This is a genomic window from Colwellia sp. Bg11-28, from assembly GCF_002836245.1.
Classification (GTDB): Bacteria; Pseudomonadota; Gammaproteobacteria; order Enterobacterales; family Alteromonadaceae; genus Colwellia; species Colwellia psychrerythraea_A.
Map to the genome: position 1 here is coordinate 162003 of NZ_PJBA01000004.1, position 26101 is coordinate 188103.

A 26101-nucleotide genomic window follows, 5' to 3' on the forward strand; every position below is an offset into this window, starting at 1 on the left:
GCACATGGATATTTTTAAGGAAAAGTTAATCGTTAAAGCGATTAATGATAAAGATAATGTTTTAGCGCCTTTTTTATCGCGTGTAGATAAACTTGATGCTGTCTTTATCACCAATAAATTAGCGCCATTTTCTAACGTCATTAAAGGCACGATTTTAACCGAGGCTTTTAACAAGCCAACTGACTATGACCGTAACAGGCATATCTTAGATACGTCCAAAAAATTGTATAACCTCTTGCCAAAAAAATTGACGCATATGTTCTTTTGTTTTGACGATGATATTAATGTTAAAGCAAAAGAGTGTGCGAACTATTGCCGACAAATCGTAATAGACCCCAAAACAGTTTCTTTCCTTCATGTACATCATGGTAAAGCCGTTAACGAAAATCATAACGTTGGTCAGTCCGTTAACGGGAATGCAGAGCAAACGCATAGCGAAAATATGCGAAACAGTTCGCTAGTGCTAAGCGAAAATCCCGTTAACGACAAAGCGAACGATAGCGAACCCGTTAACGAAACTTTCGCCCCTGTTCGCTATGCAAAGAGCGAACAGGATAGCGAATTCGCTATAGCAGAGCGAAAAACCGTATACGAGTATTTATCTCGTTACGTAATGATGTTTAACATCACACCACCAGAAATAAATAAGAAGCAATCATTAGAAGGTTGCATCAAACGATTAAGTGATAATCGCTGGTGGTTACCAAAAATGCGAAAAATAATTAGACAAGCAAACGAAAAAGCTGCAATACATTTAAACTTCGTTAACAGTAAAAGACAGATTTACGCCAGTAACCTAACCACTAAAAACCGTATTGCCCAACGGTTACGAAACGAGGAATTATTAAGCTCAAGTTTCATTATCAACGAAAGCGGTCAACGCTACTCATTAAAAGAAATTTCAGACCTTAACGTATCAAATCCCAAGATACGAAAAGACGAGCTTATATGTCGTGCGAGAGGCTTTGAAAACTTAGCGAAAGACTTAGGGCATGAAGCCTTATTTATTACCGTAACGTGTCCTTCCAAATATCATCGCGCCTTTTCAAAATCAGGCGCAGCCAACCCAAAGTGGCAAGGACTTATGCCAGATGAGGCAAATGAGTATTTAAATCATCAATGGCAAAAAGCACGCGCTGAATTTAAGCGACAAGATATAACCCCTTATGGCTTTCGTGTTGTTGAACCACAACATGACGGTACACCGCATTGGCATATGTTATTTTTCATTGAAGGTGAAAAGCTTCAAGCGCTACAAGACATTATTCGTCATTACGCACTAGAGATTGACGGTGATGAAAAAGGCGCAGCAGAAAACCGTTGTGACTTTAAGAAAATTGACCCAGCTAAAGGCTCTGCGACAGGGTATATCTTAAAATACATCGTTAAAAATATTGATGGTGCTGGATTAGGTGAAGATAAATTCGGTAATGACTCAATACACGTAGCGCAACGCATTGATGCTTGGGCTTCGTGTTGGTGTATTCGTCAGTTTCAACAAATTGGTGGTGCAAGCGTATCTGTGTGGCGTGAACTAAGACGATTACGTACTAAATTCATGGATAAAAAAGATGAATTACTAGAGCAAGCTCGCTTTGCTGCTGATGACAATGATTGGCAAGGTTATACGCTTGCTATGGGCGGACTACACATCAAAAACAAAGATAGACCTATTCAGCTATATCATGAGTTGAATGTTAATGAGCAAACAGGCGAATGCTTGCAAAGCTATTATGATGGTGAGCTGATACTCAAAGTGAAAGGGTTATGGTTCGCGGGTAAAGCGGTTATAACCAGACATTATCAATGGAAAATAGAAAAGGCATAAACTTATTAGGCTAAAGCCAAACGCTGCCTAAAATTGGGCTAAAGGCTCATTTAGTCGAAAATCTGCAAACCTGAACAACTCAAGCACACCTCAAAAGAGCCTTTAGCTAGAAATTAAGCTTTAGCTCAACTCAAAATACTCCACTATTAATTTTTTAGGCTTTAGTTAGTCGACTGCCAGAATGGCAAAGATGCTTTTACTTGGAGTTCTGTAAATAACTGTACTATTTATTAAAATTAACAAAACATTAATCTATTGATTTTTAGGAGAAACTATATTTTTTAGAATGAACAGGGTAAAGTCATATTCTCAAATTTTTTTATCTTTAATAAGAAAGGAATCTAAATTGATTTTTTTAAAGAAAATCGTAATTAACGGGTTTAAATCACCTTCAAAATCAGTACAGATATGTTTTTCTGAAAAGCAATCTTCCGTTATCTATGGTGATAATGGTTGTGGAAAAACAACATTTTTAAAAATATTAAATGCAGTCTTTAAACAAGACGACAACGTTCTTTTAGAGGAAGAAGTTGAATCAATTATCATTGATTATAAAACTTCAACTTCAACTAAATTTGATAGGCAAGAAGAACAATGGATAGATAAAACTGTAAAGATATCTAAAATTAAAGAAAACCAAGAAGACTTATTTCGTGAGGAACATTCAGAACAAGATATTAATTTAAACAGAAAAGGGTATTTGCTTAAAGAGGCGTATTTTAATAAAAACGTTGTAAATATCTTTGATTGGGATTCATTCTCAAAAAGTGAATTAGCGATGAGTAAGTCACTTTCATTAGGTGTTGATCGTGGAACTCAATCTAGCCGTTTAAACCTCAATACAAAAATACTCGTAAATTATTTATCTAGAACGCATGAATTTCGTTCAAACTTTAAAAATTTCAACCAAGTCCATGACTTTGCAGACGATTTATTGATGTTTTTAAAGAAAAGAAATAGTAGTTCAATCCGAGGTACTAATGTTATAGATTACGATGAAAATCATGTGTTTTTAAAGGAAGTCAATATGGATAATATTGAAAGTACTCTCCTTGGTAGATATAGAAATGCAAGAAGGAGCGCGGCAAGAAAAATTCAGAGTGCCTTGTTTGACACTTTAGCTAGCGCTATTACTGAACAAAATGAAATGGGACCCAAAGCCCCAAAATTGTTACCCGTAAACTTTAATGAAATTATAAATAGAAATAAAGAACTTCTAATAGAAGCTTTAGATGACAAAACTGAAAATAGCTTTAAAGATAGAATTGTTAAAGAGCTTCGAAAAATAAATAATGAAGATGATGTAAATGAGTTAAGAGATAATTCCCTTTTAAGCCGATTACTATTAGAAATGTCGGAACAATTAAAAGATAGCGAAGAAGAACTATCAGCAATCAATACTGTTATTGATAGGTTTGATTTTTTTACTGGTGATGATAAGAAATTAATAATCAATAATAATGCGATAAAAGTCAAAATCGGCAAAAATAGTCATGATATAAATAAGTTATCAAGTGGTGAAAGACATATCCTGACTTTATTCACGCTTCTTTTAGATCAAGGACGCCATAGAAATTTCATTATTATTGATGAACCGGAAATATCTCTTAATGCTACTTGGCAAGAAGCACTAATACCTACATTAGAAGAGTTGATGCCTTCATGTCAGATTATTGCCGCATCGCATAGTCCAATTCTTGCAGAATCAATTGATAACTTAGCTGAGTTGGAGATTATAAAAGATGAGGAACCTTTGGAAATAGAAGAAGCTCCAAAAGATAAAGGTTCTGATGAGTATGATTATGTCTAGAGAACAGATGAAAGTGGAGTTTCATAACGCAGTTAAAACAGCAGTAATGACTAAAAGGCCATTGGTAGTGGTAGAAGGTAAAGATGATTTAAGTGTTTACATAGATCTCATTAATTCTAATGACAATAAATTCAATGTCAAACCTATAGAATATTTTAAAGAATGTACCTCTGGTTGTGCTGAAATTGAGAATAAGGTTACTTTTATAAATGAAAAATATTCTAATAGCCATTTAGTATATAAATATTTCAAAGGAGTTGTTGATAGTGATGCTAAAGCCTTTAGGAATGAAAAGAATGAAAGACCAGGTATCTTATATCTAAATTCATATTCATTTGAAAATAGCTTTGTGACGGAAAAGTCTATAATCGAAACTATAAAAACATTAACCTCTGTATCAAGGGAGCAACTAAATTTAGATCTCACAACTAAAGTGATAGATTTAATTAATACAAGAGTAACAGAGTTTTATTATATAACACTTGAAGCTTTGAGGAATGCAGTAGAAGAAGATTATGATTCATTATTAGGCTTTTCTGACGGTTATGAACGTTTTATATATGACGATAGCCAAAAAGAGCTCTTGGAAGCCAAGTATAGTGATCTTGATACTTTTGCTCAAAGGCACAATATTACTAACGGTAGTATTCTTCAGATGAAAGATTTTTGTAAAGGTAAATGGCACCTTCATTTTTTCTTAAAATCATTACTTCACTTCTTGAAGGAATTACATCAAGCATGCGGACAGAGTATCACTCAATGCCCTTTATGCGAAATTGGAGATACTGAAAATTGCTTATACAAAAAAAACACTGATATGAATGTAGCTCAATTAATTAGTGTGATTAAAAATAACATTGAAAATTCAGATTTAAATTATGTAAAAGAAACACTTAGAAATATGGCTTAAATACAAGTAGGGTAACTTCATACCCTACTTACTAGATAGACTTAAATATATATTTTTAGTTTAAACTCCGCTCTATTAGCTAGGATTATAAACTTGCGTAACACTTCAGCCTCAAGCGCTACGGATGTACGTTTAGATTTGTTTGTTTTTGTGTTTATCCTATTGTATTTCAAGGTTTCCCCTTGTTTCCAAAAGTCATTAACAGAGCGTTATGTGTAAGGTGTACTCGAACAATGTCATCGTTGAATTTTAATCCTAGTGCCTATCGTGAAATTACTTTTATAATTCTCGCCATTATTGTTGCACTCATTTCAGTCTATCTGGATTCAGTAGGTTTTGAAGCTCCTGATTCTTGGTTTCAACGCTCTGGTGCACTAATAGTTGTACTTGGAGTTATATGCGAATCCAAACATGTTCAAATGGTATTGTCAGAGGATGCAGGTGCAATGGGCGACACTTATAAGTTTAAGCATAAATTTATAAATCATGCTGGGTTCTTTATCGCACTCACTGGTACTGTTATATGGGGTTACGGAGATTTACTCTCTCACACATAACTATAAGCCATTCAAAAGGACAAAAAACAGTTGTTTTTTGGTCATTCGTTGCTTATTTTAAACAACTATTTTTAGCTTCTTAATGAGGCGTTAGAGTTCAAGGAGAGTTTGGTGTTAAATCCACGAGAACAGGCGGAAATACAACAGTTGGTTGTTACTACGCAAAAAGAATATAAAAATAAGCTACGAAGTAATAATAATAGCATTTATGCTATTAACCTTGTTTCTGATCTTCATTCTAAAATAGATAGTACTGTCAACGAAACTAAAAAGCTTGGTGTTCGGTTTGGTTGCGAAAATGGCTGTAGTTATTGCTGCACACTTAGAGTTGAAGCGCTTGCTCCTGAAATATTTTATATAGCTAAAAAATTAAAAGCTTATTTGTCTAATGAACAACTCACTGAGTTAGTAGAAAACCTAGAGGACTACTCAGAAAAAGCTAAAGGACTTTCACAAATAGAACACCAAATTACATGCCCCATGTTGAATGATGGAAAGTGTACTATTTATGATTTCCGACCAGCTATGTGTCGAAAGTTTAATTCTCTTGACGCCGAAGTATGTAAAGATCCATTTGCTGTAGTGCCCGAGCATAAAGGAATTGCAATGAAGAGTGCAGCTAAAATGCATGCTGTTATGGCCGCTTATTCAAATAAAAAACTATCAGCTGTTCCACACGAATTAGGTCAAGCTTTACTTGTAGCTATTACAGATAAAAATGCTGAGAAACGATGGTTTAAAGGATCAACTGTTTTCACTCCTTTGCCAGAGTCGATTGAACCCTAAAAAAATTAAACAAGGACAACAAATAGTTGGCTTTTTGCTTCTTCGGCGCTATTTTAGCCAACAATTTTTTGCCTGTTAATGTGGCATTATCAATAGAAAATCTAATCCGAATTAGCTGCATATCTCAACGAGCAATGACCGCTTAGTGGTATTTAGCTATATTGTAGTGATATTATTCACGAAATAAATTTGCAAAGTAAAATGCTACACATGTGCTACACGCAAAAATAATTACCCATCATTGTTTGTGTAAGTGATTGTATTAGATGAATTATGCTGCGCTACTGTAAATCATTATTAGGGCGTTAGGTGCAAATCTAGTATGGCAACACTTTATATATTTTCAGGATTGCCGGGGACTGGAAAAAGTACTTTAGCGGCACTTTTAAGTAAACACCTTGGAGCGTCGTATTTACGAGTTGATACAATTGAGCAATCCCTAAAGGATATCTGTGGTTTAAAAGTTTATGCTGAAGGTTATAAAATAGCTTATAGGTTGGCTTCAGATAATTTAATACAAGGGCTAAATGTGGTTGGCGACTCGTGTAACTCTGTCCCTGAATCTAGAGTTGAATGGGAGCAAACGGCTATTAATTCTGGTGCAAAATACGTTAATATAGAAATTAGTTGCTCTAATGAAATTGAGCATAAAATTAGAGTGGAGAGTCGTGATTCTCCTGTAAAAAGTTTGGCTTTACCATCGTGGAAAAGTGTAAAAGCAAGAGAATATCACCCTTGGGGTTCTGAAGTAATCTCAATTGATACTGCTGGTGAATCACCTGAGCGATCAATTCAAAATCTTATTGAAAGGCTTGGTATATAAATGCACCTAACAAGAACTTAAAACGAAACAAAAACAGTTGGTTAGGTTCCGCTTCGTTTCACATTTTAACCAACTATTTTGTCCGCTTAAGTGGGCGTTAGCTATACAAGGATAGTTATGAGAATCATTCCAATATTATTAGTTATATTTTCTTTTTCTAGCTTTGCCTCGCCAGATGAATCTTTGGCTGTGGGAAACTGGAAATGTGATTCATTTACAGTGGGAGAAGGCGACGAAGACATTTTCGATGTCTCTCATACGGTTGAATACAGAGTAGATGGTACATCAACAGACATACATGTTTATAGATTGAAAGGTATGGAAGATGATGTTTGGCTTAAGGTTTCTCACTCTGGTCCTTGGAAAATAAACGGGAATACTATTACTGAGAAAGCAGTGAAAACGATTATTCTTGATGCCTCAATTCCTGAGCTAAAAAACTCCGTGGAGATACTTGAAGCTATTTCATATGAGGGTGAAGTTTTCATATCTGAAATTATTGAATTGTCGCAGTCGAGATTTATAACCAAAGACAAAGAGCTTGAAGAAGCAGGTACTTGTGTAAAAGTATAGCTAACAAGCTAATAAATAAGGATAAAAAACAGTTGGTTGTTTTCGTTCCTCAACATTTTAACCAACAATTTTTTGCCCTTTAATAGGGTGTTATGTTTTTAATTTACCTAATGAGATGGAGTTCATATGAAACAAAGTAAAAGTACAGGCCTTTTTTGCGGTATTGCTGGTCTAGCTGTAGGTGTTTATTTCGGTACATTACCGATATTGCAAAATTTAAACTCAGGAACTTTAACGGGCCAACAAGCAGGTGTGCAGTTAGCAACTGTCGCAATAATAGTTGGTATTTCTGCTGCAATAATGGGTGTTATATATCACCGCAGCAGAAACAACAGATAACAAGGGCTTCAAACGGAAAAAATACAGCTGGCTGTTTTCGTTCAACATTTTAGGCCGCTATATTTTCCGCTTAAGCAGGCGTTAGCTGATATTAAGTTTCACACTCATTACAAAGTTGGAGGATCTATGAAAGGTAAAGGAAAGTGTCTATGTGGCTCTGTTAAGTTGGAAGTAGAGTATGCTAGTAACGAATTGGCGGCCTGTCATTGTAGTATGTGTAGAAATTGGTCTGGCGGCCCAATGTTAGCCATTGATTGCGCTGATTCAGTTGAAATATCAGGTGAGTCAAATGTTGTTAGGTATCAGTCATCAGAGTGGGCGGAAAGAGGCTTCTGCGGTAAATGTGGTACACACTTATTTTACTTTTTAGTTCCAAGTAATCAGTATCACCTTCCTGTTGGATTATTGATGTCGGGGGATAACTACAAGTTATCTCATCAAATATTCATTGACGAAAAGCCAGAATATTACGAGTTTAAGAATGAAACGAAAAATATGACAGGTGCGGAAGTTTTTGCCCACTTTGAAAGTGGAGAGTAAGCAGCTAACAAGTTGCTTAAACGGACACGTACTGTTTGCTCGCGCTGCGCGCATTTTAGCAAATTGTACTTAGCCGCTTAGCCAAGCGTTATCGATACAAAACCTAATCCGAAGTATTGATTGTCTTTAAAAGCTAATGTCTCGAATGTGGCATAAGTGATCATTTAGTAAATGAACTTTACTTAGTTTGATGGATTATTCAAAAAGAGTTCATAGGACGAATCAATAAAATGTCATTGGTAAAATTAATGAGCATAACAATTCTACATTAAATGAAAACGTGACGTTCAGCGTATTTAAGTCACGAAAATCACCCTAACTTCATGATGATAGACCTAGTCATCGATTGAACTACTTAATAATCATGGGGGAGTGTTTTTAAGCAATGCTTGCAACATACCGATCGGTTGGTTATTATTTAGGTGATTAAACCGTTTAGTAAAATAATTGAGTAGTAGCCATGAGTGATGCAGAGCAAACCCGCCAGAATATTTTAACCGTGGCCGCCGATGAAATTCATCAGCATGGTTTTAAAGCGACCAGCTTATCAGTTATTCTCAATCGCTGTGAAATATCAAAAGGTGCGCTGTACTATCACTTCACTAGTAAAATAGAGCTGGGTTACGCCGTATTTGAAGAAGTTTACACTCCGATGTTTTTAAACGTATGGCAGACACCTCTGACTGTTGATGATCCTATTGAAGGCTTGTGCGATTTTTTAACTTCAATGACTGAGGAAATGTCTTGCAGTGAAGTTGTTTGTGGCTGTCCGCTCAATAATCTTTGTGAAGAAATGGCAAATGTTGATGAAGGCTTTCGTTTACGTATCTTATGTATGCAGGAACAATTGAATCAATTGATTGTCGATGCTCTTAAGCGAATTAGTGGTGATTTACGTGATAATCTAGCGTTTAGCCAAGTGGGGTACTTTATCGTTGCTACCTTAAATGGCGCTACCAGCTTAAGCAAGAGCTCACGCAATAAAGAATTGTTTCAACAAGTTATCGCTGAATTATGTATCTATATTAGGGCGTTAAAAAAGTAAATCATCTCACCTAGGTATTTTCTCCCTTAAAAAATCACCTGAACTTAATAATACTTAGTCATGTCCATCTCACTTGCTTATTCCTATTTACACTTTTGTAAACTTTTTTATTCTTTAAAATATCTTTAACATACCGAGCGGTCGGTGATATTATCTCGCTATTAGTTACAAACCGCTTGGTCGGTATGTAATGGCCGATTTTCCAGTACTTATATTATATTTAAGGATCACCTTCTCATGCGAACACTCATAACAACAAGCATCATGGCTTTTGTATTACTCTCTACTACTTCTGAAGCATTAGCAGCTTCATCTGGTGCAACCGCATCGGCAAGTTCAGTAACTGCTTCTGTTTCTCCTGTAAATAATGTCTCACCTTATGTGGTATTAAAAACAGCGGGCACCAACTTGTTTTCGCGTATTTCAGCTAATCAGCAAGCGATTGAAAAGTTTCCTCATTTAATGCGCGATATTGTAGAAGAAGAATTAATGCCATCGATAGATTACCGTTATGCTTCATATCGTATTTTAGGTAAACATTTGAAAAAGGTATCGAAAGAACAACGTGCTGAATTTGTAAAAGCGATGCGTCATTACTTGGTAAGAACTTACTCTGTTGCTTTATCTAAGTATAAAAACCAACAAGTTATTTTTGAACCTGAAAAACCAACTAAAGGTAAAAGAATAATTGGTGTTAAAACACAAATTATTGATCAAGGCGCACCAACCATTGATATTGTTTTTCAAATGAGAAAAAACAAAAAAACAGGAGAATGGAAGGCGTTTGATATCACGGTAGAGGGCATCTCTTTATTAAGTACTAAACAGGCTGAATTGAATAAGAAAATTGCTAGGCAGGGTATAGATCACGTTACGTTAGAATTAGCTTCTTTAGCTAAGTAACTTTACCTTGAACAGTTGAGTTATCAGTAAAGACTAATGTTTCAAAGCTACCATTAGTGATTAATGAGGCATTAGCTATTGAGCTAATATAAAGAGCTAGATACTTTATACCTATGGCTAAACTGTCCAACATTTATTTATTAAGTGTAATATTATTTAAATAATCACTTCTTTGTACTTTGTTTCACCAGAGAGAGGCTATATATGAGCACCAAGTTATATTATATTTACGATCCAATGTGCAGCTGGTGTTGGGGCTATCGTCCTGTTTGGGACCTTTTACAACAACACTTGCCTAAGTCGATAGATGTGGAATATGTTGCAGGTGGTTTGGCTCCTGATTCAGACAGCGCAATGCCAATTGATCAACAGCAGATGATTCAAAATCATTGGCGTACCATAGAGCAAAAATTAGGTACAAAGTTTAATTATGATTTTTGGCGTGAAAATACGGCAAGGCGCTCAACGTATAACGCCTGTAGAGCTGCGATTGCAGCACACAAACAGTCTTGCCAAAAAGCTATGATAGATGCAATTCAGCAGGCATATTACTTACGTGCTTTAAATCCATCTGATGTGGATGTGTTAGTTAGTGTGGCGAAAGAGTTAAGCGAGCAGACATCACCTACTTTAGATGTAGCGCAATTTATTGTTGATATTAACTCGTCAGAAACAAACAAAGAGTTAGCAAAACAAGTAACTTTGGCAAGAGAATTAACCCAGCAGGGTTTTCCATCCTTAGTGCTTGACGTTGATGGCGTTATCGAACAAATACCACTGGATTACAGTGACTACAAGACAACCTTGGCTTATATAATAAAAAAGACGAGTTAGTCTTCCTTACTAGTTTTCTACTTGTTTGGATTCTAAGGGAGCGTGGAAATAAAAAAGTGATGTAATACATCACTTTTTTAAACTTAAACAATCATACCAATGGTGAATATTAGCTTTTAACTTGTTTAGCTAACTTTTTATCAAATAGGGTACTTGCTTGTATCCAAAACTGACTGGATATTTTATTGATAGCATTAGACTCAGCGTTTATGACTATGGCAAAGCCGATATCTAAATCGGGCGAATAACCTATATCAGCACGAAACCCTGCAACCCAGCCTGAATGGTAAATGATGGGGTGACCTTCAAATTGATAAATTCTCCAGCCATAACCATAATGGGCATCGGTTAAGTGACCACGCCAAAACCGTCGGCGTAGGTCTTTTTTCGTTCTAATTCTTGGGGTTGTTAATTCGGCTAATAATGACGGGGATAATACCTCGGGTTTATGCCCTAAATTAGCAATTAACCACTTGGCTAAGTCACTTATACTGGCATTAACACCGGCTGCTGGCGCAACTTTATAATAATCTGGTGCTACTTTTACAGTACGCCATACATATTTTCTAATATCTCGACCTTGAGAATCTTTTTTTCCTGTTTTAACTCGTTTTCTTAGAATATGAGGTTTAGCGGTGTTTTCTTTTTCTTTATATACATCAATACCTAAAGAAGCATTTGTCATATTGAGTGGTGTGAATACGCGATCTTGTAATAGCGTTGCATAGCTTTTGCTCTGGCTCGCTTCTATAGCCGGTTGTAAAAGACCATAGGCTATATTTTGGTAACCATAGCACTTTTCAGGTTGGCAAATAGGGGTGATGCGATCAAAACGTCCAATGATTTTATCCATAGTCCAGTTTTCATGCAGCAGATTATCGTAGGCGTTTGGCATCAAACCACTAGAGTGACTTAATAAGTGTTTGAGTTGAATCTTTTGTGCTGCACCGTCTGTGGCTAGGGTAAAGTTTGGTACGTATTTGGTTATAGGGTCAGATAAGTTTAATCGTTTTTCTTGCGCCAACATGGTCGTTACTGTGGCGGCGAACGTTTTAGAAACTGAGGCTAAACGAAATACAGTGTTGTAATCAACTTGATGAGATTTAGCTTTATCAGTATGACCAATGGTTTCCATGGCAATAATAGTATCATTTTGCACTATGGCATAAGCGCCACCGGGAATGTTATAGGCTTTAAGTTGTTTTTTAACTTCGGTAGAGAAACTTTTTTTAAACTGGCTAACGTTGTTTGCTGAGGAATAGGGCGTTAAAAATAGCGCCAATATAAGGCAATTAATTCTAAATAGCATAAACGGATCTCAGATCGAAAAGCCGACAAGTTTATAGGTCAAGGGAGAAAATAAAAAGCCTTTAATTTTTTAAGTGATGTTTGCTCTGTAAATCTGTGTTGCCATTAAACGGGCGTTAGCAATAATTCATCGTCGCTGTACCTCTATTTCAGCGCTGCTATAGGCATGCAGCCAGTTAGCACCTAACAGGCATTTTGAATGGTTTGGGAAAATACCCAAACCACTTGGAAATTCTCGATTTCAGCAAGACGAGAAGCGTGCCAAATGCTAGGCTTAAAATGTATGGTGTGGTTATCACCCATCCTCACTTTATAAGGACACAGTTGGTCGCTTATCGCCTTGCCCGAAGGGAGTTCGGGTAGAAAATGACTGCAGCGTTATTATTCATCATTAGGGAATAACCATTAATGAAAAATTATGCCTTGTATTCGTTCCCTACCCGAGCTCTGAAACATGTATTTTCAAGTAGCTTGGGTATAACATGATCTCTGATGGTAACTCCGATATAATCCGCTCATCTAATTAAAGAGAAGTTATGATCTTATGAGCGATAGCAACAATATATTGAAAACGTTTTTGGCAGAAACTAAACCTACCCAAGTTATTTGGGCACTACAAGATAAAGCAAGCGAAGATTGGGTTGTACTTGACTCACCTAGCTTTGAAAACAGCGAAGTCATGCCGCTTTGGTCAAGCTCACAATTAGCACAACAGCATTGTATTGAAGAGTGGAGTGAATATGTTCCTTGTGAAATTTCACTAGCCGATTGGTTTGAGTTTTGGGTTGAAGACCTTAATGAAGATGGCGTTATTGTTGGTATTAACTGGCAAGGTGATGATGAGTGTTTAGAAATAGAATTGAGTGAATTTACTCAGTCACTTGCAGCAATAGAATCGTTAAAATAAGTATTAGTTAATCTATTTTTCTCTGAGCTGATATCGTTAAGTGCTTTCGGTAGGATAATCATTTAAAAGCATTGTTCATCCAGAGCAATGCTTTTTTATTAACTAACCTGAACTCTGGATAATGAGTGCTTGATGTTTAAATAAAATCAACAATTTAGATTGTTACGTATAAAAAGTAATAAAATTAACGTAGTTATAAGCTTTATCAATGTTTCATTTTATTCAATTATCAAGGCAAAACGTTTATGAATAGCTGGCTATTTATCGACGTTTTAACGCTGAGAATTGGATGAAGAGGAATGTTGAGCAAGTGCTGCTTATCCAGAGTTCAGGTTAACTAAAAGCTACTAAGGCTTGGAATGACCAAAGTCTCTCTTTTTAATAGTTTTTTGGCAACGTCAGGTGATACTTGGTAAAACTCATTAACGTATTCTTGCGCGTCTAAGTATTTCTTTATTTGTTTTTTTACTTTACAAGGGTTGTTGCACTGTAATGAAAAAGCAACGCTGTATTCACCAATAGTCTTTGCTGATAGTGATTTAGCATATTCTTGTGGATCTTCAGTGGTACAGCCTATTTTCACTACATCGGAAAAAAAAGAATGTGTCATCACATAAACATTGCCTAATGCTATGTCTTTTTCTGTTGTTGTATCGGTTGTATTTTCTGTGTTTTTCATAGGGTAGATAGATCCAATTATCTTGAGCAGAGCTCGACATTTACTCCTATTATTATAACCTATCTTTAATACATAGCTATAATTATGCGTTTGTCTTAACGGCTGATAGCGCTTGTTCTAAGTATACTCTAGAATGATTTTTTGGTATTTAATGCTTTATCACAAGCAAGTAGCTTCTTGCCTCTACGCACTACATACCCGCTCCACTTGAAGATGCTCGCTCAGTCTTCTTCCCCAAGGGGCTGGTTTAGAAACGCTTTATGCTGCGTTATTGATTTCGACAATAGAATAACTATTCTCTTCAATCAATGCCTTGCCTAAAGGCGTTTCTAATTCCAGCTGAATCATGCATCTTCAAGTGGAATGGGTATAGATAACTGCTATACTCCGCGCATTATCGTTCCTATCATCTGTATTTTGCCCGCAATATATTAAACTAAGGCAAATTGTCATCGCAGTGTGATTATTAATATGGCTAAGACACATTATGTCCTTCTCAACACTTAAATTATCTACCCCAATACTCAACGCCATTGCTGATCTAGGCTATACCAAGCCAACAGCTATTCAACAAAAAGCAATACCTGTTGTTTTAGCGGGCAAAGATATTATTGCCGCAGCGCAAACTGGTACAGGTAAAACAGCCAGTTTTGTTTTGCCATTATTAGAGCAGCTTAATAGTCAGTACAAAGAAACAGGTAAAAAACTACGTGCTAAACGTATTCGTGCCCTTATTCTTGTACCTACCCGTGAGCTTGCTGTCCAAGTTGAAGCGAGTATTAGTCAGTATGCTAAATATTTAGATATTAGCTCTATGGCCATGTATGGCGGCGTTGATGCACAGGAACAAAAGCAGCGATTGATTTGGGGAGTAGATATTCTAGTAGCAACTCCTGGACGTTTGCTCGACATGACACATCAAAGGGTTTTACATTTTGATGAGCTTGATATGTTGGTACTTGATGAAGCCGATAGAATGCTTGATATGGGTTTTATCGATGACATTAATAAAATCATTGAACGTTTACCTGAGCACCGTCAAAATTTACTGTTTTCTGCCACTATGTCTGAAGAAGTTCGTGGTTTAGCGAAGAGAACGATTCATAAACCTGTCGAAATTTCTATCGGTGCAGATAAAGCCTCTAAATCTAAAATAGAGCAGTGGTTGGTTACGGTTGATAAAGCTAACAAGTCCGCATTATTAAGCCATATAATTACCACGAAAAATTGGCAACAGGCGCTTATTTTCATTGAAACTAAGCATGGCGCGGCAAAATTAGTAAGCCAGTTAGAAAAACGCGGTATTGTCGCTGAAAGTATTCACAGTGGTAGAGCGCAAGATATTCGTGAAAAAATACTTAACGACTTTAAATCAGGAAAAATAAAATTTTTAGTCGCTACCGCTATTGCGGCACGTGGTCTAGATATTGGAGAGCTTTCGCGCGTTATTAATTATGACTTACCTGCGCAAGTAGATGACTATATTCACCGTATTGGCCGAACAGGTCGAGCGGGAGCATCAGGTGAAGCTATTTCTTTAGTGTCTAAGGATAACTTCAGAGAGCTTTGTGCTATTGAAAGTCGCTTGGGCCATATTATTGAACGAAAAGAATTTGAAGAGTTTCCAGTGAAAAAGACGGTACCGCTCTCGAAATTAAACTATGTCACGAAATACGCAGCCTCTAAAAAATAATCTATTAGAGCTGAGATAAAAAAACCGTTAATGGCGAGCCATTAACGGTTTTTTACTTTACGACAGAGCGTTTACTAAAAACGATTACATAATGATTAATTACTAGCAATTATGCTTGAATTAAATGTACATCGCGTTGAGGGAACGGAATAGCAATACCATTCTTATCAAGCGTTTTCTTGATAGCTTCATTCACTTCAAAGTAAACAGCCCAGTAATGCTCAGGTAAACAATGTGGACGAACGGCAAAGTTTACTGAACTATCAGCCATTTCAGATACGCCAACAAACGGAGCTGGTGTTTTCATTACTTTGTCATTATTAAGTAGAACATCCATTAATACGGCTTTAGTTTGATCGATATCTGCAAGGTAAGAAACGCCGATAGTAAGATCAACACGAATTTTACCTTCAACCGTATAGTTAATGACAGAGCCATTAGACGTTGCACCATTTGGGATAATAATGCGTTTTGACTGTGGCGAAAGTAAAATGGTATTGAAGATTTGTACTTCTTTAACAACACCTAAATGACCTTGAGATTCAATCAAATCACCTACTTTATAAGGTTTAAATACCATAATAAGTACGCCACCAGCAAAGTTAGCTAAACTACCTTGCAGCGCTAAACCAATGGCTAGGCCAGCCGCACCTAATACCGCAATAAATGAAGTCGTAGCAACACCTATCATTGAAGCAACAGAGATAAATAGTAGTAATTTAAGTAACCAAGAAACCAAGCTCCCCATAAAAGGGATTAAGGTTGGATCTACCTTTGAACGAACCATTGAAGCTTTTACTAACTTAGTAATGCCACTGATTATCCATAAACCGATCAATAACGTAAGAATCGATAAAACTAATCGAGGGGCGTAAATTAGGCCAAGTTCGTAGGCCTTCATAGTGAGAGTTTCAAGTTGTGTCATGGGGGCGTCTATTGCGTTCATTGAATTTCCTTTATTGGCAATGATTATAATTAGTTACATTTACCTGACTAATAATAATTACAATTTGTGCTTTTGACAAATTTTCATCAATATTAAAAAGTTAGCTACTCAGCTAAACGTGTAGTAAGGGCAAGTTTCATTTTTGTAAGCAAAACACGCTAATGTATACCAGTCGTATTAACTTATTGGGCAACTTAGAGCTACATTAGCGAGCTTAAAACAAGCAAAATGAGTTAACTATAGTTACTCTATATTTCATTTGTTTTGTGATGTTATCAGTTTGCTAATGAGCTCCCAAAGGGCGAGTTTATAAGGCTTACATTCAGCGTCATTGATTTTGACAAGGGAGCAACCATTCTCTGCAATCACTGCCTTGCTTCTAAGCCTTTTAATTCTCGCTAAGTGATCAATAAATTAGTACGATTGGTATTATAGTCAGTTATACTATGCCAATATTTAGAAATATTTCTCAAGCAATGATTTATTCACTGCTCAAGTAAACAACTTTTAGGCTCTTAAATGATTAATAACGACCTCCTTCGCCGCATCAGCAATATCTTTGATTTAACCGATGAAACTATTCTTACAACTTTTGCGTTAAGTCAGTGTGAGATTAGTGCTGAACAGCTAACAAACTTCTTTAAAGAAAAAGATGATACTGCTTATCAACCATTAGAAGACGTGCAATTTGCCAGTTTTCTAAATGGTCTTATCATAGCTAAAAGAGGTCCTAGTGATGGACCAGAGCGTCCGGTTGAAGAAGAATTAACCAATAACATGATCTTTAATAAAGTGAAAATAGCCTTGTCTTTAAAAGCTGAAGAAGTTATTGCTACGCTTGAATTAGCCGATTTAAGTTTAGGTAAGTATGAGCTAAGCGCTTTTTTCAGAAATGTAAATAATAAGCACTATAAAGATTGTTCTGATGAAGTATTGTCTGCATTTTTGAAAGGCTTAAAAATCAAGTCTAAGTAAAGTGATTGAATTAGTTTGATTGGTCACAGTCACTAATTAAGTCGCGCTTTCATCAAAATGTCATCTTTGTTTCATATTACTTTCACCTAACTCCCTTAAATTGCCATTTAACGTTAGTGATAGGAGAGTAATATGAATAATGAATATTGGCATGAAGCAGATGTTTTCGACGATGAAGATGAACTAACAAGACCTGATAAAAAGGGCAAAGCTAAAGGCAGTGATCGAAAACGTAAATGGCGTGAAATTGAAGCAATAAAAGAGCAACGCCGTTTAAGACGAGATATTGCCGCCTTTGAGCAATATTCATATTAGCGCTTGCCGTTATATCAATTGTCGCTACTTTAGCGGGTTAATATGTTGATCTAACCTTATTGTAGGTTAGATCAAAAGTCCCCGAAGACTGAAATATTCTTTTTAGAATGTATCCTCCCTGTAATCGATTTCCTCCTAGTTGCTAGACAAGACCGTGCTACTTTCCACTATATCAATACCATTTAACTCAAATGGCATAAGCATCTAGCCTCGTCATTTTCTTTGATCCTTTATTTTTATGTCATTCTGCAACCTCGATTCATTCTATTGGTATTATCTTGATTCCTCATAATGTAAAGCAATGTTATTATTGCGTTAAAACATGATACAAATTGATACATCAGCTTAATTTGTGTTACGTCTATTTTTGCAAAGCTTAGTTAATATTACGGTTAACAAAAACAGACGTTCATAGGGAATATATGAAAAATATAACAAAAATAGCCGTCATTAGCCTAATTGCCTCCAGTATCACTTTGACTTCTTTTACTGCTAGCGCAAATCCTAATCTTGAAGAGAAAACTACTGAAGCCACTTCACAGCAAGTAAGTAATAAAAATACTGTTGTGGTTAGCAGTGACAAGAATGAACAAACAACTAATGCGGGTCAAAACAATAAAACTTCCGAGACTACGGCAGCAAAGATTATTGTCGATAATGAAAATCCAACTAAAGCCGTGAATGCACAGAAAGAGTCAACAACTGACTCAACAGAGGATGAAGACTTCTCTGTTTGTTTCGGCGAATGTGAAAACCATGAGTCTAGAAACTGTGATGAAGGTGATGATAAGTGTGAGAAAGTTCATCGTCTAATCTATAATCGTCGTGATGGGTTTTATGTTGATGTCAGTGCTATAAGCAGCTTTGGTGATGATTATGCTTTTTCTGCGAATGAAGATACTGAATCAGAGTTTGATGTAGCGATAAGTTACCGAGTACAGTTACTCGGACTATTTATGGAATCACCCGGAATAAGTACTAGACGAATTCAAGGTATGTACTCTATGCCAGCTTGGGGAGTAAACTTCTATAATAGCGATGATTATTCTTTTGATTTATTTTATCAATACAGTACGCGAGGTATTGAAGGTTTAGAAGGCATTCAAACGCGTAATGAAGATGAACGTGCAGGCCTGAGAATGACAGGCTTTTATGAAAACAGTCAATTGCAATTGATATACTCACCCGTTAGTCGCAATGGTGAAGGCAGTGATGGTATCGAGGCTTCTATTTCATACAGCTATGACTGGCAGGTAAGAAACTGGAATTTGTACACTAACTTAGGGTTGCAATACCGTTCAAAAGAAGTAACCCCATATGGCGTAAAAACCTGGGTTGAAGATGACTTGTCAACAAAAGCGGGTATCAGTTATTCGGCAGAAGTTGGCATTGAATATCCGCTAACAACCGATTGGGTTATCGGTAGCTACGTTGGTTATAACGCACTGTCAGATCGTAGTATTTCTACTCGCCAAGATACCGTTGAAGACGGTGTCAGAGGCGGTATTCTACTCACTTTCGTTTTTTAGGGGAGCATCATTATGCACGCTAAAAAGCTTAATAAAATTAAAAAACAGTTACAAAGACTGCTTTTACAAATAAAAACGTCATGCTTATTAATGTTATTACTGGTAATAAGTTCAGTGGCGAATGCAACCGATATTCAAGCGAGCATGAAGGTAAGTCCTGAGCAATGTGTTGCTATGCGCCAAGGTCAGGCTTGTTATGTTTCGGTCGAGTTAAGTTGGCAAGTTGATACGCCGGGCAATTATTGCTTATATACCGCAGGAGAATCTAAAGCACTCAATTGTTGGATAAATAGTTCTGTGGGTGAAATGAAAAAAGCATTTGATAGTAAGGTCAATTTGGAATTTTCGTTAAGGCGTCAGAATGAAAGTTTATCCGTTGCTACTGCGGTAGTAAAAATGGCTTGGGTACATAAGAAAAAAGGTCAGCCAAGAAAGTCATGGCGTATCTTTTAGTTTTACCTTTTAATCATACTATTGCCATAGCTTCAAATAATAGAAACTACGGCAAGAGTAATTATTATTTTGAGTAGAGGAATGCGTTAATGACAGCACAAGCGAGACCGCATATTTTATTGGTAGAAGATGATATTGATCTCGCTGAGTGGATTGCTGATTACTTAATAGGACGTGAATTTAAGGTAACTACTTGCCATCGTGGGGATGATGCAGTTGATCTTATTCAATCACTCAACCCCGATATTGTCTTACTTGATGGCATGTTGCCAGGTATGGATGGGCTCGACGTTTGTAAAACAGTACGAGCCACCTTTGATAACCCTATTATTATGATCACCGCACGTGATGAAGAAATTGATGAAGTGCTTGGGCTTGAAATGGGGGCCGATGATTATATTACTAAACCCGTGAGAGCCAGAGTATTATTAGCCCGTATTCGAGGGTTACTTCGTCGAGAAGATAAATCTCGAACAGCAGATAAAAGTAACGTTCAGCAGTTAACGGATGAACAACTTGAATCCAAAGGCGTATTAAAATTTAGCGGTTTGGTCATTAGTGAGCAAGCCCGAAGCGTTACTCTGGACGGCGAGTCGATCAAAGTCTCCTCTAATGAATTTGATGTTTTATGGTTTCTTGCCACAAAAGCAGGGCAGGTTGTGTCGAGAAAAGAATTGGTCAGTCATTTTCGTGGTTTTGATTATGATGGCTTTGATCGCTCAATTGATTTACGTATTTCACGATTACGCAAAAAGCTAAAGGATGACTCATCAGAGCCTTTTCGTATCAAAACGATTTGGGGAAAAGGTTATTTATTTGCTAATGATGTTTGGTAACGGTCTAATTTATTTATAATAAAACCTAATGGCTTTCCTTTTAATATTACTAGGTAAACTTAATGCGTAATTTGACACTTTCATTAGTAGCCGTGGTGCTTATCGCAACCATAGGTTTAGGTTGGATGTTTGATGGTATTTATAACCAATACCTCAACCAAAACCTCGATCAAAGTACTGCGCAATCTAATCAAGAAACGAGTGGCCAGCAGAGTGTCATTGATACGTTAGAGCAAGTAGGCACTCACTTATCAATCGCACTCTCTGGTATTGATAATCGTCAAGAATTTATCCAACAATGGCCGAGTGAAGGGACATTGTCATTACGTTTGAAACCGTTAACGAATTTCCCCCTACCGCAACCTTTACTCACCGACTTAGTAGCAGGGCAGCCGTTATTACTTGAAACCGATGATAGTATCGCCATGCACTTTTATCTGCCTGCTACCGATGAACTTTTGGTGTTAATAACTCCCCCTGTAGAGTCTCATCAAAATAACTCATTTTTACCCATTTTACTGACCAGTCTATTTTATCTAGCCGTACTGTTATTAATGTTGCTTTGGCTTTATCCGCTAATGAGAAGGTTAATGACTTTGCGTCAAACGGCCAAGTCATTTGGTGAAGGTAATTTAAACCAACGTATTGATGTTGGCTCTATTTCGTATATTCGTGATTTAGAATTAGAGTTCAATCGCATGGCGCAGCGTATCGATGATTTAGTGACTGACATAAAACTGCTTAGTAGCGCCGTTTCTCATGATTTACGCACACCGCTTGCACGTATCCGCTTTGGCATTGATACCATTCAAGAAGAAGATGACCCTGTCTTGCGAAAACGTTTTGAACAGCGCATTAGTGATAACGTTGATGAAATGGTCGATTTGGTAGAGAGCTTATTGAGTTATGCGCGTTTAGACCAAACCTTAATTACTATAAATAAAGCGGCAGTTGATTTTTCAGCACTGACGGCGACTTGTATTAAAAACAAAAGTCAGGATGATGTTCAACTAACTTTTGATGCACCAAAGCAAGCGGTATTCGTTGATGGTGATCTTTCCTATTTGATGATTTTGATGAGTAACTTATTACAAAACGCCCATCAGTATTGTAAAGGAAAAATAGCGGTTAAAATAATAGCGCAAGACAGTAATATTGTTATAACGGTTGCTGACAATGGACCTGGGATCCCGATAGATCAAAGAGAAAAAATTCTTAAACCTTTTATTCGCGGAGAAAGTACGGAGAAAAAAGTGAAAGGCTACGGAATGGGCCTTGCCATCGTTAAGCGAATTGTTGAGTGGCACCACGGCGAGATTATTATTGAAAACTCAGCTGAGTTACAAGGCGCTCAATTTAGTGTGACCTTACCCAAAGCGTAATTTCATCATAATCACTCATTAAAGCTCTTGAACTAATAGTTCCTTAACTATTTACTTAAAACTAATTCTAGTGTTCATAAGTTATCAATGAATATATTCACTTTACTGATGATTGATAAACTATTAATGGAATATCTGACAATATTCATTACTAGATAAGTTAAGCTGCCATTTTTTCTTATACTTGGTCGGTCTTTTGTCGTTAAAAATCACCCAATCTAATGATCACAAAGACACGATAGTCGATATTTTATAATTTCAAGATAGGACTGAACGGAGCATATAGAGGAATAAAATACTCCCTATCATGAAGGTAAACTTTCCGATCGTAAAGCTGACATAGGTTTCATATTCTAAAGCGCTGTGGGGCACTTAGCGTCATAGGTTAACCTTGCCATCATCACTTAATCCTTTAGATAATATGATGATTATTTACATTATATTCTGCAATGATTTTAGGCAACTTCTTTTATCAGATAGTGTTGTTTGATCATCTTGACTCACTATTAATTCACTAATTGCTGACTAAATTATTTTTACAGCCAACTCTCCTTCATAACTACACTTGCACGACTAAGGTCTTATATCGATACGTATTGACTCATTATCACTTGTGATGTAGTTTGGTTATATCGATACGATACGTATCATTTTGTATATTAATTTAAGCGCCAACCACTGGATTAAAAATTATGAATCAAGTAAGTGAAGCAGATGAAAAACCAGGCCCTTTGTCTGGCGTTACCGTATTGGATTTCTCTCGAGTGTTGGCAGGGCCTTATTGCACAATGGTCTTAGCAGATCTTGGCGCACGGGTAATCAAAATTGAAAGATTTGGCACTGGTGATGATACGCGTGCGTTTGGGCCTTTCGTGGGCGTTGATTCAGCTTATTTCATGTGTTTCAATCGCGGAAAAGAAAGTATTTCTCTTGATATTAAATCACCACGCGACCGTGAACTACTAGAGCGCTTGTTGGATAGTTGTGATGTGGTGGTAGAGAACTTTCGACCTGGAGTGATGGAACGCCTTGGTTACGGGCCTGAACGTCTTGAAAAAACGCATCCCCATATTATTTATACGTCTATTTCAGGTTTTGGTCACAGCGGTCCATTTAGTGAATTGCCAGGCTACGATATGGTGGTACAGGCCATGGGCGGGGTGATGAGTTTGACCGGCTGGCCAGATGAAGAACCCGCTCGTGTTGGCACCAGCTTTGGTGACTTAGGTGCGGCACTCTTTGGTGTGATTGGTATCTTGTCTGCACTCTATAGTCGAACACGTGATGCGCAAGGAACGCGAGTGGATATAGGGATGCTAGATTGCCAAGCGGCGTTAATGGAAACTGCACTAGCAAGATATGACGTGGAGGGGATTGTGCCAACACGCACAGGTGACAATCATCCATCGCTTGCACCCTTTGAAACCTTTGCCGCACAGGATGGAAAGTTCGTGATCTGTGCCGGCAATGATACGTTATTTTTGCTAATGATGGACGCTTTGGGCTCGCCTCAGTTGGCCTTAGAAGCGCAATTTATAACCAACGATTTACGTGTGCAAAACCGTAAACAACTGGTTAAAGATGTCGAGGCAATAACACTCAGAGAGCCAATGCAGCATTGGATTGATGCCCTCAATGAAGCTGGAGTACCTTGCTCCCCGATAAACACCATTGATAAATTATTTACTCATCCACAACTTCTAGCCCGCAACATGATCGTTAAAGTGAAAGGGGAAAACGAGAGAGCAATACGAACAGCCGGTAACCCAATAAAGATGAGCTCAGTAGCAGAAATTGATCCCGAGGTACCGCTCAAGTCCCCAGCGCTTAACGAGCATCGCGAGGCAATATTAGCAGAATTGATGGCCAAAAACGGTGCGTATGCGCCGACACCCCAACCCCAAGAAAATTCGGATGATAGTAAGCTAGAGACATATTCCGAAGCTATTTCTCAAATTTAATCCTTAATATCCTAGAAGAGAGAGTCGAATTATGAAAACCAAAGACAGTATTAAACTTAAGTCCGTCGACACTGAACAGGAAAGTAGTGAAACCACAGAAAATGCCGAATCTGCAGCAGACGCGAAACAGACAGTAGCAGCGATGGAAACTATATTAGTCGAACGCCGTGAACGGGTAGGTATGATCACTCTTCATAGACCTAAAAGCCTAAATGCTTTAAGTAGGCAGCTTGCCAGAGAAGTTGTTGATACCTTAAAAACCTTTGACGCCGACGATAATATCGGCGCGATTGTTATTACTGGCAGTGCTAGAGCATTTGCCGCCGGGGCAGATATTGAGGAAATGGCAAACCTGACCTACGCCGAATTTTATTGCGACGATATCTTTGCACCGTGGGATGAATTGCGTTCAATCAGCAAACCGATCATTGCCGCCGTGAGTGGTTATGCTTTGGGCGGTGGCTGTGAGCTAGCGTTGATGTGTGATTTTATCATTGCCTCTGAAGACGCTCAGTTTGGACAACCAGAAATTAAGCTTGGTATTTTGCCTGGTATTGGAGGCTCACAACGCTTGGCCAATGCCGTTGGTAAGTCATTGGCGATGGATCTAGTTCTAACAGGTAGAACAATCGATGTTCATGAAGCAAAAGCTGCAGGATTGGTGGCGCGTGTTGTTCCAGGTAAAGAGTTGTTACAAACGGCTTTAGAAGCTGCACATACCATTGCAGGCTATAACAGTCCTGCCGTACGTATGGCGAAAGAAGCGGTAAATGTCGCTTTTGAAACCAGCCTTACTGAGGGGATGCGTCATGAGCGCCGTTTATTCCAAGCAGCCTTCGCTACCGAAGGGCAGAAAGAAGGTATGCATGCGTTTATAGCCAAGCGAGCACCTGTTTTTCGCCATCGCTAGAAATATTCAATTGAAGGGAAGTGGTTAAGTCATTGAGATAAAAGAAACCACTAACCCACATGATAAAAAATATATAGGAGTGAGTATGTCTACTCAAGTTATTCTGCCACGTATTATGCAGGTGGGTGAAAACGCAAGTCAGGAAATAGCCAACGTATTAGTTAGTATTGGCTGTACCCGACCATTGATTATTACTGACAAGATGATGGTGGGATTGGGCTATGCTCGTCGAATTCAAGTCAGTTTAGGCGCACATCATATTCCCGCCCATATCTTCGACGATACCGTGCCAGAGCCTACAGTTGAATCTATTCAAGCGGGTGTTGATAAGGCACGAGAGGGTAATTACGATTGTATTATCGCCCTTGGTGGTGGAAGTCCAATCGATAGTGCTAAAGCCATTGCTATCTTGGCCAAACATGGTGGTGTGATGCAAGATTACCGTTTTCCTCGTATGGTTATAGAGCAAGGCTTACCTGTCATTGCCGTACCTACTACGGCGGGGACTGGATCTGAAGTCACTAAATTTACCATCATTACCGATGAAAAAAACGACGAAAAGATGCTGTGTGTCGGCATTGGCTTCATGCCCGTTGCAGCATTGGTGGATTATAAATTAACCATTAGTTTGCCTCCTAGGACCACTGCCGATACTGGAATCGATGCCTTGACCCATGCAATTGAAGCGTATGTGAGTAAAAAAGCAAACCCATATAGTGATAGTCAGGCAATTGCTGCGATTAAATTGATTGGACCTAATTTGAGAAAGGTCTATCACAGCGGCGAAGATCAAGATGCTCGTGAAGCTATGATGCTGGGTTCGACCTTAGCTGGTATTGCATTCTCTAACGCATCGGTGGCATTAGTGCATGGTATGAGTCGACCTATTGGTGCCTTTTTTCATGTACCTCATGGTCTCTCAAATGCGATGTTATTGCCCAGTGTTACCGCTTTTTCTATTCCTGCGGCACCAGCGCGTTATGCGGATTGTGCTCGGGCGATGGGTATTGCAGCTGAGCAAGATAGCAATGAAGTTGCCAATCAGAAATTATTAATCGAGCTTCGTTCACTAAATGAAGAATTAGCAGTACCAACGCCACAGGAATTTGGTATTAAGCGCGATGAGTTTTTTGAGGTGTGTCAAACAATGGCTGAACAAGCATTAGCTTCAGGCTCACCGAGTAATAACCCTATTGAGCCATCTATCAACGAAATTATCAGTATTTACCAGGGGCTATGGGATTAACTTCTGCGATCAA

The 26101-nt window shown here is 37.7% G+C and carries 26 protein-coding genes; 23 read left to right on the forward strand and 3 right to left on the reverse strand.

Going from position 1 to position 26101, the window contains the following annotated elements; all coding sequences use genetic code 11:
* Positions 1–4: 4 nt before the first annotated feature.
* The 12 genes from CXF79_RS04525 (at position 5) to CXF79_RS04580 (ending at position 10948) form a co-directional block, all read left to right on the forward strand.
* Entirely contained in the window at positions 5–1828 is a 1824-nt protein-coding gene (locus tag CXF79_RS04525) for a replication endonuclease (RefSeq protein WP_101154135.1), read from the forward strand.
* A 346-nt stretch (positions 1829–2174) separates the two neighbouring features.
* Positions 2175–3638 carry an AAA family ATPase gene (locus CXF79_RS04530; protein ID WP_157825843.1) on the forward strand — a complete coding sequence of 488 codons (1464 nt, stop codon included), beginning with the start codon at positions 2175–2177 and terminating at the stop codon, positions 3636–3638.
* Positions 3631–4548, forward strand: a complete 918-nt coding sequence (locus CXF79_RS04535; RefSeq protein ID WP_157825844.1) for a DUF4435 domain-containing protein — start codon at positions 3631–3633, stop codon at positions 4546–4548. The genes CXF79_RS04530 and CXF79_RS04535 overlap by 8 nt, the downstream gene beginning before the upstream one ends.
* Positions 4549–4781: 233 nt before the next feature.
* Complete coding sequence (locus tag CXF79_RS04540; protein ID WP_101154138.1) at positions 4782–5105, forward strand: hypothetical protein; 324 nt, start codon at positions 4782–4784, stop codon at positions 5103–5105.
* Positions 5106–5216: 111 nt separating this feature from the next.
* Positions 5217–5891: a YkgJ family cysteine cluster protein gene (locus CXF79_RS04545; protein WP_157825845.1), complete on the forward strand. Its 675-nt coding sequence runs from the start codon at positions 5217–5219 to the stop codon at positions 5889–5891.
* Positions 5892–6213: 322 nt separating this feature from the next.
* The gene (locus CXF79_RS04550; protein WP_101154140.1) at positions 6214–6714 is read left to right on the forward strand and encodes an AAA family ATPase; all 501 of its coding nucleotides are present in this window, start codon (positions 6214–6216) and stop codon (positions 6712–6714) included.
* Between the two features lie 117 nt (positions 6715–6831).
* Positions 6832–7287: a hypothetical protein gene (locus tag CXF79_RS04555; RefSeq protein WP_101154141.1), complete on the forward strand. Its 456-nt coding sequence runs from the start codon at positions 6832–6834 to the stop codon at positions 7285–7287.
* Positions 7288–7413: 126 nt separating this feature from the next.
* Positions 7414–7626 carry a hypothetical protein gene (locus CXF79_RS04560; RefSeq protein WP_101154142.1) on the forward strand — a complete coding sequence of 71 codons (213 nt, stop codon included), beginning with the start codon at positions 7414–7416 and terminating at the stop codon, positions 7624–7626.
* A 126-nt stretch (positions 7627–7752) separates the two neighbouring features.
* Positions 7753–8166: a GFA family protein gene (locus tag CXF79_RS04565; protein ID WP_101154143.1), complete on the forward strand. Its 414-nt coding sequence runs from the start codon at positions 7753–7755 to the stop codon at positions 8164–8166.
* 460 nt (positions 8167–8626) lie between these two features.
* On the forward strand, positions 8627–9211 hold the full coding sequence (locus CXF79_RS04570) for a TetR/AcrR family transcriptional regulator (protein WP_101154144.1): 585 nt from the start codon (positions 8627–8629) through the stop codon (positions 9209–9211).
* A gap of 237 nt (positions 9212–9448) precedes the next feature.
* A complete protein-coding gene (locus CXF79_RS04575) occupies positions 9449–10114 on the forward strand; it encodes an MlaC/ttg2D family ABC transporter substrate-binding protein (RefSeq protein ID WP_011042248.1) in 666 nt (221 codons plus the stop codon).
* A 204-nt stretch (positions 10115–10318) separates the two neighbouring features.
* Positions 10319–10948, forward strand: a complete 630-nt coding sequence (locus CXF79_RS04580) for a DsbA family protein (RefSeq protein WP_101154145.1) — start codon at positions 10319–10321, stop codon at positions 10946–10948.
* 109 nt (positions 10949–11057) lie between these two features.
* On the opposite strand, the gene CXF79_RS04585 is transcribed toward CXF79_RS04580, so the two are convergent.
* The gene (locus CXF79_RS04585; RefSeq protein WP_101154146.1) at positions 11058–12257 is read right to left on the reverse strand and encodes a serine hydrolase domain-containing protein; all 1200 of its coding nucleotides are present in this window, start codon (positions 12255–12257) and stop codon (positions 11058–11060) included.
* 543 nt (positions 12258–12800) lie between these two features.
* Here CXF79_RS04585 and CXF79_RS04590 point away from each other — a divergent pair.
* A complete protein-coding gene (locus CXF79_RS04590) occupies positions 12801–13163 on the forward strand; it encodes a DUF2750 domain-containing protein (RefSeq protein ID WP_101154147.1) in 363 nt (120 codons plus the stop codon).
* Between the two features lie 337 nt (positions 13164–13500).
* Here the strand turns inward: CXF79_RS04590 and CXF79_RS04595 are convergent, their stop codons facing one another.
* The gene (locus CXF79_RS04595; RefSeq protein ID WP_041736745.1) at positions 13501–13842 is read right to left on the reverse strand and encodes a GIY-YIG nuclease family protein; all 342 of its coding nucleotides are present in this window, start codon (positions 13840–13842) and stop codon (positions 13501–13503) included.
* A 487-nt stretch (positions 13843–14329) separates the two neighbouring features.
* Between CXF79_RS04595 and CXF79_RS04600 the strand changes: the two genes are divergently transcribed.
* A complete protein-coding gene (locus CXF79_RS04600) occupies positions 14330–15535 on the forward strand; it encodes a DEAD/DEAH box helicase (RefSeq protein ID WP_101154148.1) in 1206 nt (401 codons plus the stop codon).
* Between the two features lie 109 nt (positions 15536–15644).
* Here CXF79_RS04600 and CXF79_RS04605 read toward each other — a convergent pair whose 3' ends face one another.
* Entirely contained in the window at positions 15645–16481 is an 837-nt protein-coding gene (locus tag CXF79_RS04605) for a mechanosensitive ion channel family protein (RefSeq protein WP_011042256.1), read from the reverse strand.
* 519 nt (positions 16482–17000) lie between these two features.
* On the opposite strand from CXF79_RS04605, the gene CXF79_RS04610 reads away from it, so the two are divergent.
* From CXF79_RS04610 to CXF79_RS04650, 9 genes are all read left to right on the forward strand, one after another.
* Positions 17001–17456 carry a DUF1456 family protein gene (locus tag CXF79_RS04610; protein ID WP_011042257.1) on the forward strand — a complete coding sequence of 152 codons (456 nt, stop codon included), beginning with the start codon at positions 17001–17003 and terminating at the stop codon, positions 17454–17456.
* Between the two features lie 132 nt (positions 17457–17588).
* Positions 17589–17771 carry a DUF3545 family protein gene (locus tag CXF79_RS04615; protein ID WP_011042259.1) on the forward strand — a complete coding sequence of 61 codons (183 nt, stop codon included), beginning with the start codon at positions 17589–17591 and terminating at the stop codon, positions 17769–17771.
* A gap of 422 nt (positions 17772–18193) precedes the next feature.
* The gene (locus CXF79_RS04620) at positions 18194–19300 is read left to right on the forward strand and encodes a MipA/OmpV family protein (RefSeq protein WP_011042260.1); all 1107 of its coding nucleotides are present in this window, start codon (positions 18194–18196) and stop codon (positions 19298–19300) included.
* 12 nt (positions 19301–19312) lie between these two features.
* Positions 19313–19753, forward strand: coding sequence for a DUF3019 domain-containing protein (locus tag CXF79_RS04625; RefSeq protein WP_101154149.1), 441 nt, complete (start codon positions 19313–19315; stop codon positions 19751–19753).
* Between the two features lie 89 nt (positions 19754–19842).
* Positions 19843–20589, forward strand: coding sequence for a response regulator (locus CXF79_RS04630; protein ID WP_011042263.1), 747 nt, complete (start codon positions 19843–19845; stop codon positions 20587–20589).
* A 62-nt stretch (positions 20590–20651) separates the two neighbouring features.
* Positions 20652–21971 (forward strand): HAMP domain-containing sensor histidine kinase, encoded by a 1320-nt coding sequence (locus CXF79_RS04635; RefSeq protein WP_101154150.1) that lies wholly within the window; start codon positions 20652–20654, stop codon positions 21969–21971.
* 692 nt (positions 21972–22663) lie between these two features.
* Positions 22664–23932, forward strand: coding sequence for a CaiB/BaiF CoA transferase family protein (locus tag CXF79_RS04640; RefSeq protein WP_101154151.1), 1269 nt, complete (start codon positions 22664–22666; stop codon positions 23930–23932).
* A 31-nt stretch (positions 23933–23963) separates the two neighbouring features.
* Positions 23964–24842: an enoyl-CoA hydratase gene (locus tag CXF79_RS04645; protein ID WP_041736747.1), complete on the forward strand. Its 879-nt coding sequence runs from the start codon at positions 23964–23966 to the stop codon at positions 24840–24842.
* Between the two features lie 85 nt (positions 24843–24927).
* Positions 24928–26088, forward strand: coding sequence for an iron-containing alcohol dehydrogenase (locus CXF79_RS04650; RefSeq protein ID WP_011042268.1), 1161 nt, complete (start codon positions 24928–24930; stop codon positions 26086–26088).
* Positions 26089–26101: the final 13 nt, after the last annotated feature.

Bases quoted from the DNA above. Each gene is read 5' to 3' on its own strand.
- CXF79_RS04565 (WP_101154143.1), top strand. From the start codon at position 7,753: ATGAAAGGTAAAGGAAAGTGTCTATGTGGCTCTGTTAAGTTGGAAGTA.
- CXF79_RS04550 (WP_101154140.1), top strand. From the start codon at position 6,214: ATGGCAACACTTTATATATTTTCAGGATTGCCGGGGACTGGAAAAAGT.
- CXF79_RS04540 (WP_101154138.1), top strand. From the start codon at position 4,782: ATGTCATCGTTGAATTTTAATCCTAGTGCCTATCGTGAAATTACTTTT.
- CXF79_RS04620 (WP_011042260.1), top strand. From the start codon at position 18,194: ATGAAAAATATAACAAAAATAGCCGTCATTAGCCTAATTGCCTCCAGT.
- CXF79_RS04645 (WP_041736747.1), top strand. From the start codon at position 23,964: ATGAAAACCAAAGACAGTATTAAACTTAAGTCCGTCGACACTGAACAG.
- CXF79_RS04580 (WP_101154145.1), top strand. From the start codon at position 10,319: ATGAGCACCAAGTTATATTATATTTACGATCCAATGTGCAGCTGGTGT.
- CXF79_RS04525 (WP_101154135.1), top strand. From the start codon at position 5: ATGGATATTTTTAAGGAAAAGTTAATCGTTAAAGCGATTAATGATAAA.
- CXF79_RS04535 (WP_157825844.1), top strand. From the start codon at position 3,631: ATGTCTAGAGAACAGATGAAAGTGGAGTTTCATAACGCAGTTAAAACA.
- CXF79_RS04555 (WP_101154141.1), top strand. From the start codon at position 6,832: ATGAGAATCATTCCAATATTATTAGTTATATTTTCTTTTTCTAGCTTT.
- CXF79_RS04590 (WP_101154147.1), top strand. From the start codon at position 12,801: ATGAGCGATAGCAACAATATATTGAAAACGTTTTTGGCAGAAACTAAA.
- CXF79_RS04595 (WP_041736745.1), bottom strand. From the start codon at position 13,842: ATGAAAAACACAGAAAATACAACCGATACAACAACAGAAAAAGACATA.
- CXF79_RS04635 (WP_101154150.1), top strand. From the start codon at position 20,652: ATGCGTAATTTGACACTTTCATTAGTAGCCGTGGTGCTTATCGCAACC.
- CXF79_RS04640 (WP_101154151.1), top strand. From the start codon at position 22,664: ATGAATCAAGTAAGTGAAGCAGATGAAAAACCAGGCCCTTTGTCTGGC.
- CXF79_RS04570 (WP_101154144.1), top strand. From the start codon at position 8,627: ATGAGTGATGCAGAGCAAACCCGCCAGAATATTTTAACCGTGGCCGCC.
- CXF79_RS04575 (WP_011042248.1), top strand. From the start codon at position 9,449: ATGCGAACACTCATAACAACAAGCATCATGGCTTTTGTATTACTCTCT.
- CXF79_RS04600 (WP_101154148.1), top strand. From the start codon at position 14,330: ATGTCCTTCTCAACACTTAAATTATCTACCCCAATACTCAACGCCATT.
- CXF79_RS04605 (WP_011042256.1), bottom strand. From the start codon at position 16,481: ATGAACGCAATAGACGCCCCCATGACACAACTTGAAACTCTCACTATG.
- CXF79_RS04585 (WP_101154146.1), bottom strand. From the start codon at position 12,257: ATGCTATTTAGAATTAATTGCCTTATATTGGCGCTATTTTTAACGCCC.
- CXF79_RS04625 (WP_101154149.1), top strand. From the start codon at position 19,313: ATGCACGCTAAAAAGCTTAATAAAATTAAAAAACAGTTACAAAGACTG.
- CXF79_RS04650 (WP_011042268.1), top strand. From the start codon at position 24,928: ATGTCTACTCAAGTTATTCTGCCACGTATTATGCAGGTGGGTGAAAAC.
- CXF79_RS04560 (WP_101154142.1), top strand. From the start codon at position 7,414: ATGAAACAAAGTAAAAGTACAGGCCTTTTTTGCGGTATTGCTGGTCTA.
- CXF79_RS04630 (WP_011042263.1), top strand. From the start codon at position 19,843: ATGACAGCACAAGCGAGACCGCATATTTTATTGGTAGAAGATGATATT.
- CXF79_RS04615 (WP_011042259.1), top strand. From the start codon at position 17,589: ATGAATAATGAATATTGGCATGAAGCAGATGTTTTCGACGATGAAGAT.
- CXF79_RS04610 (WP_011042257.1), top strand. From the start codon at position 17,001: ATGATTAATAACGACCTCCTTCGCCGCATCAGCAATATCTTTGATTTA.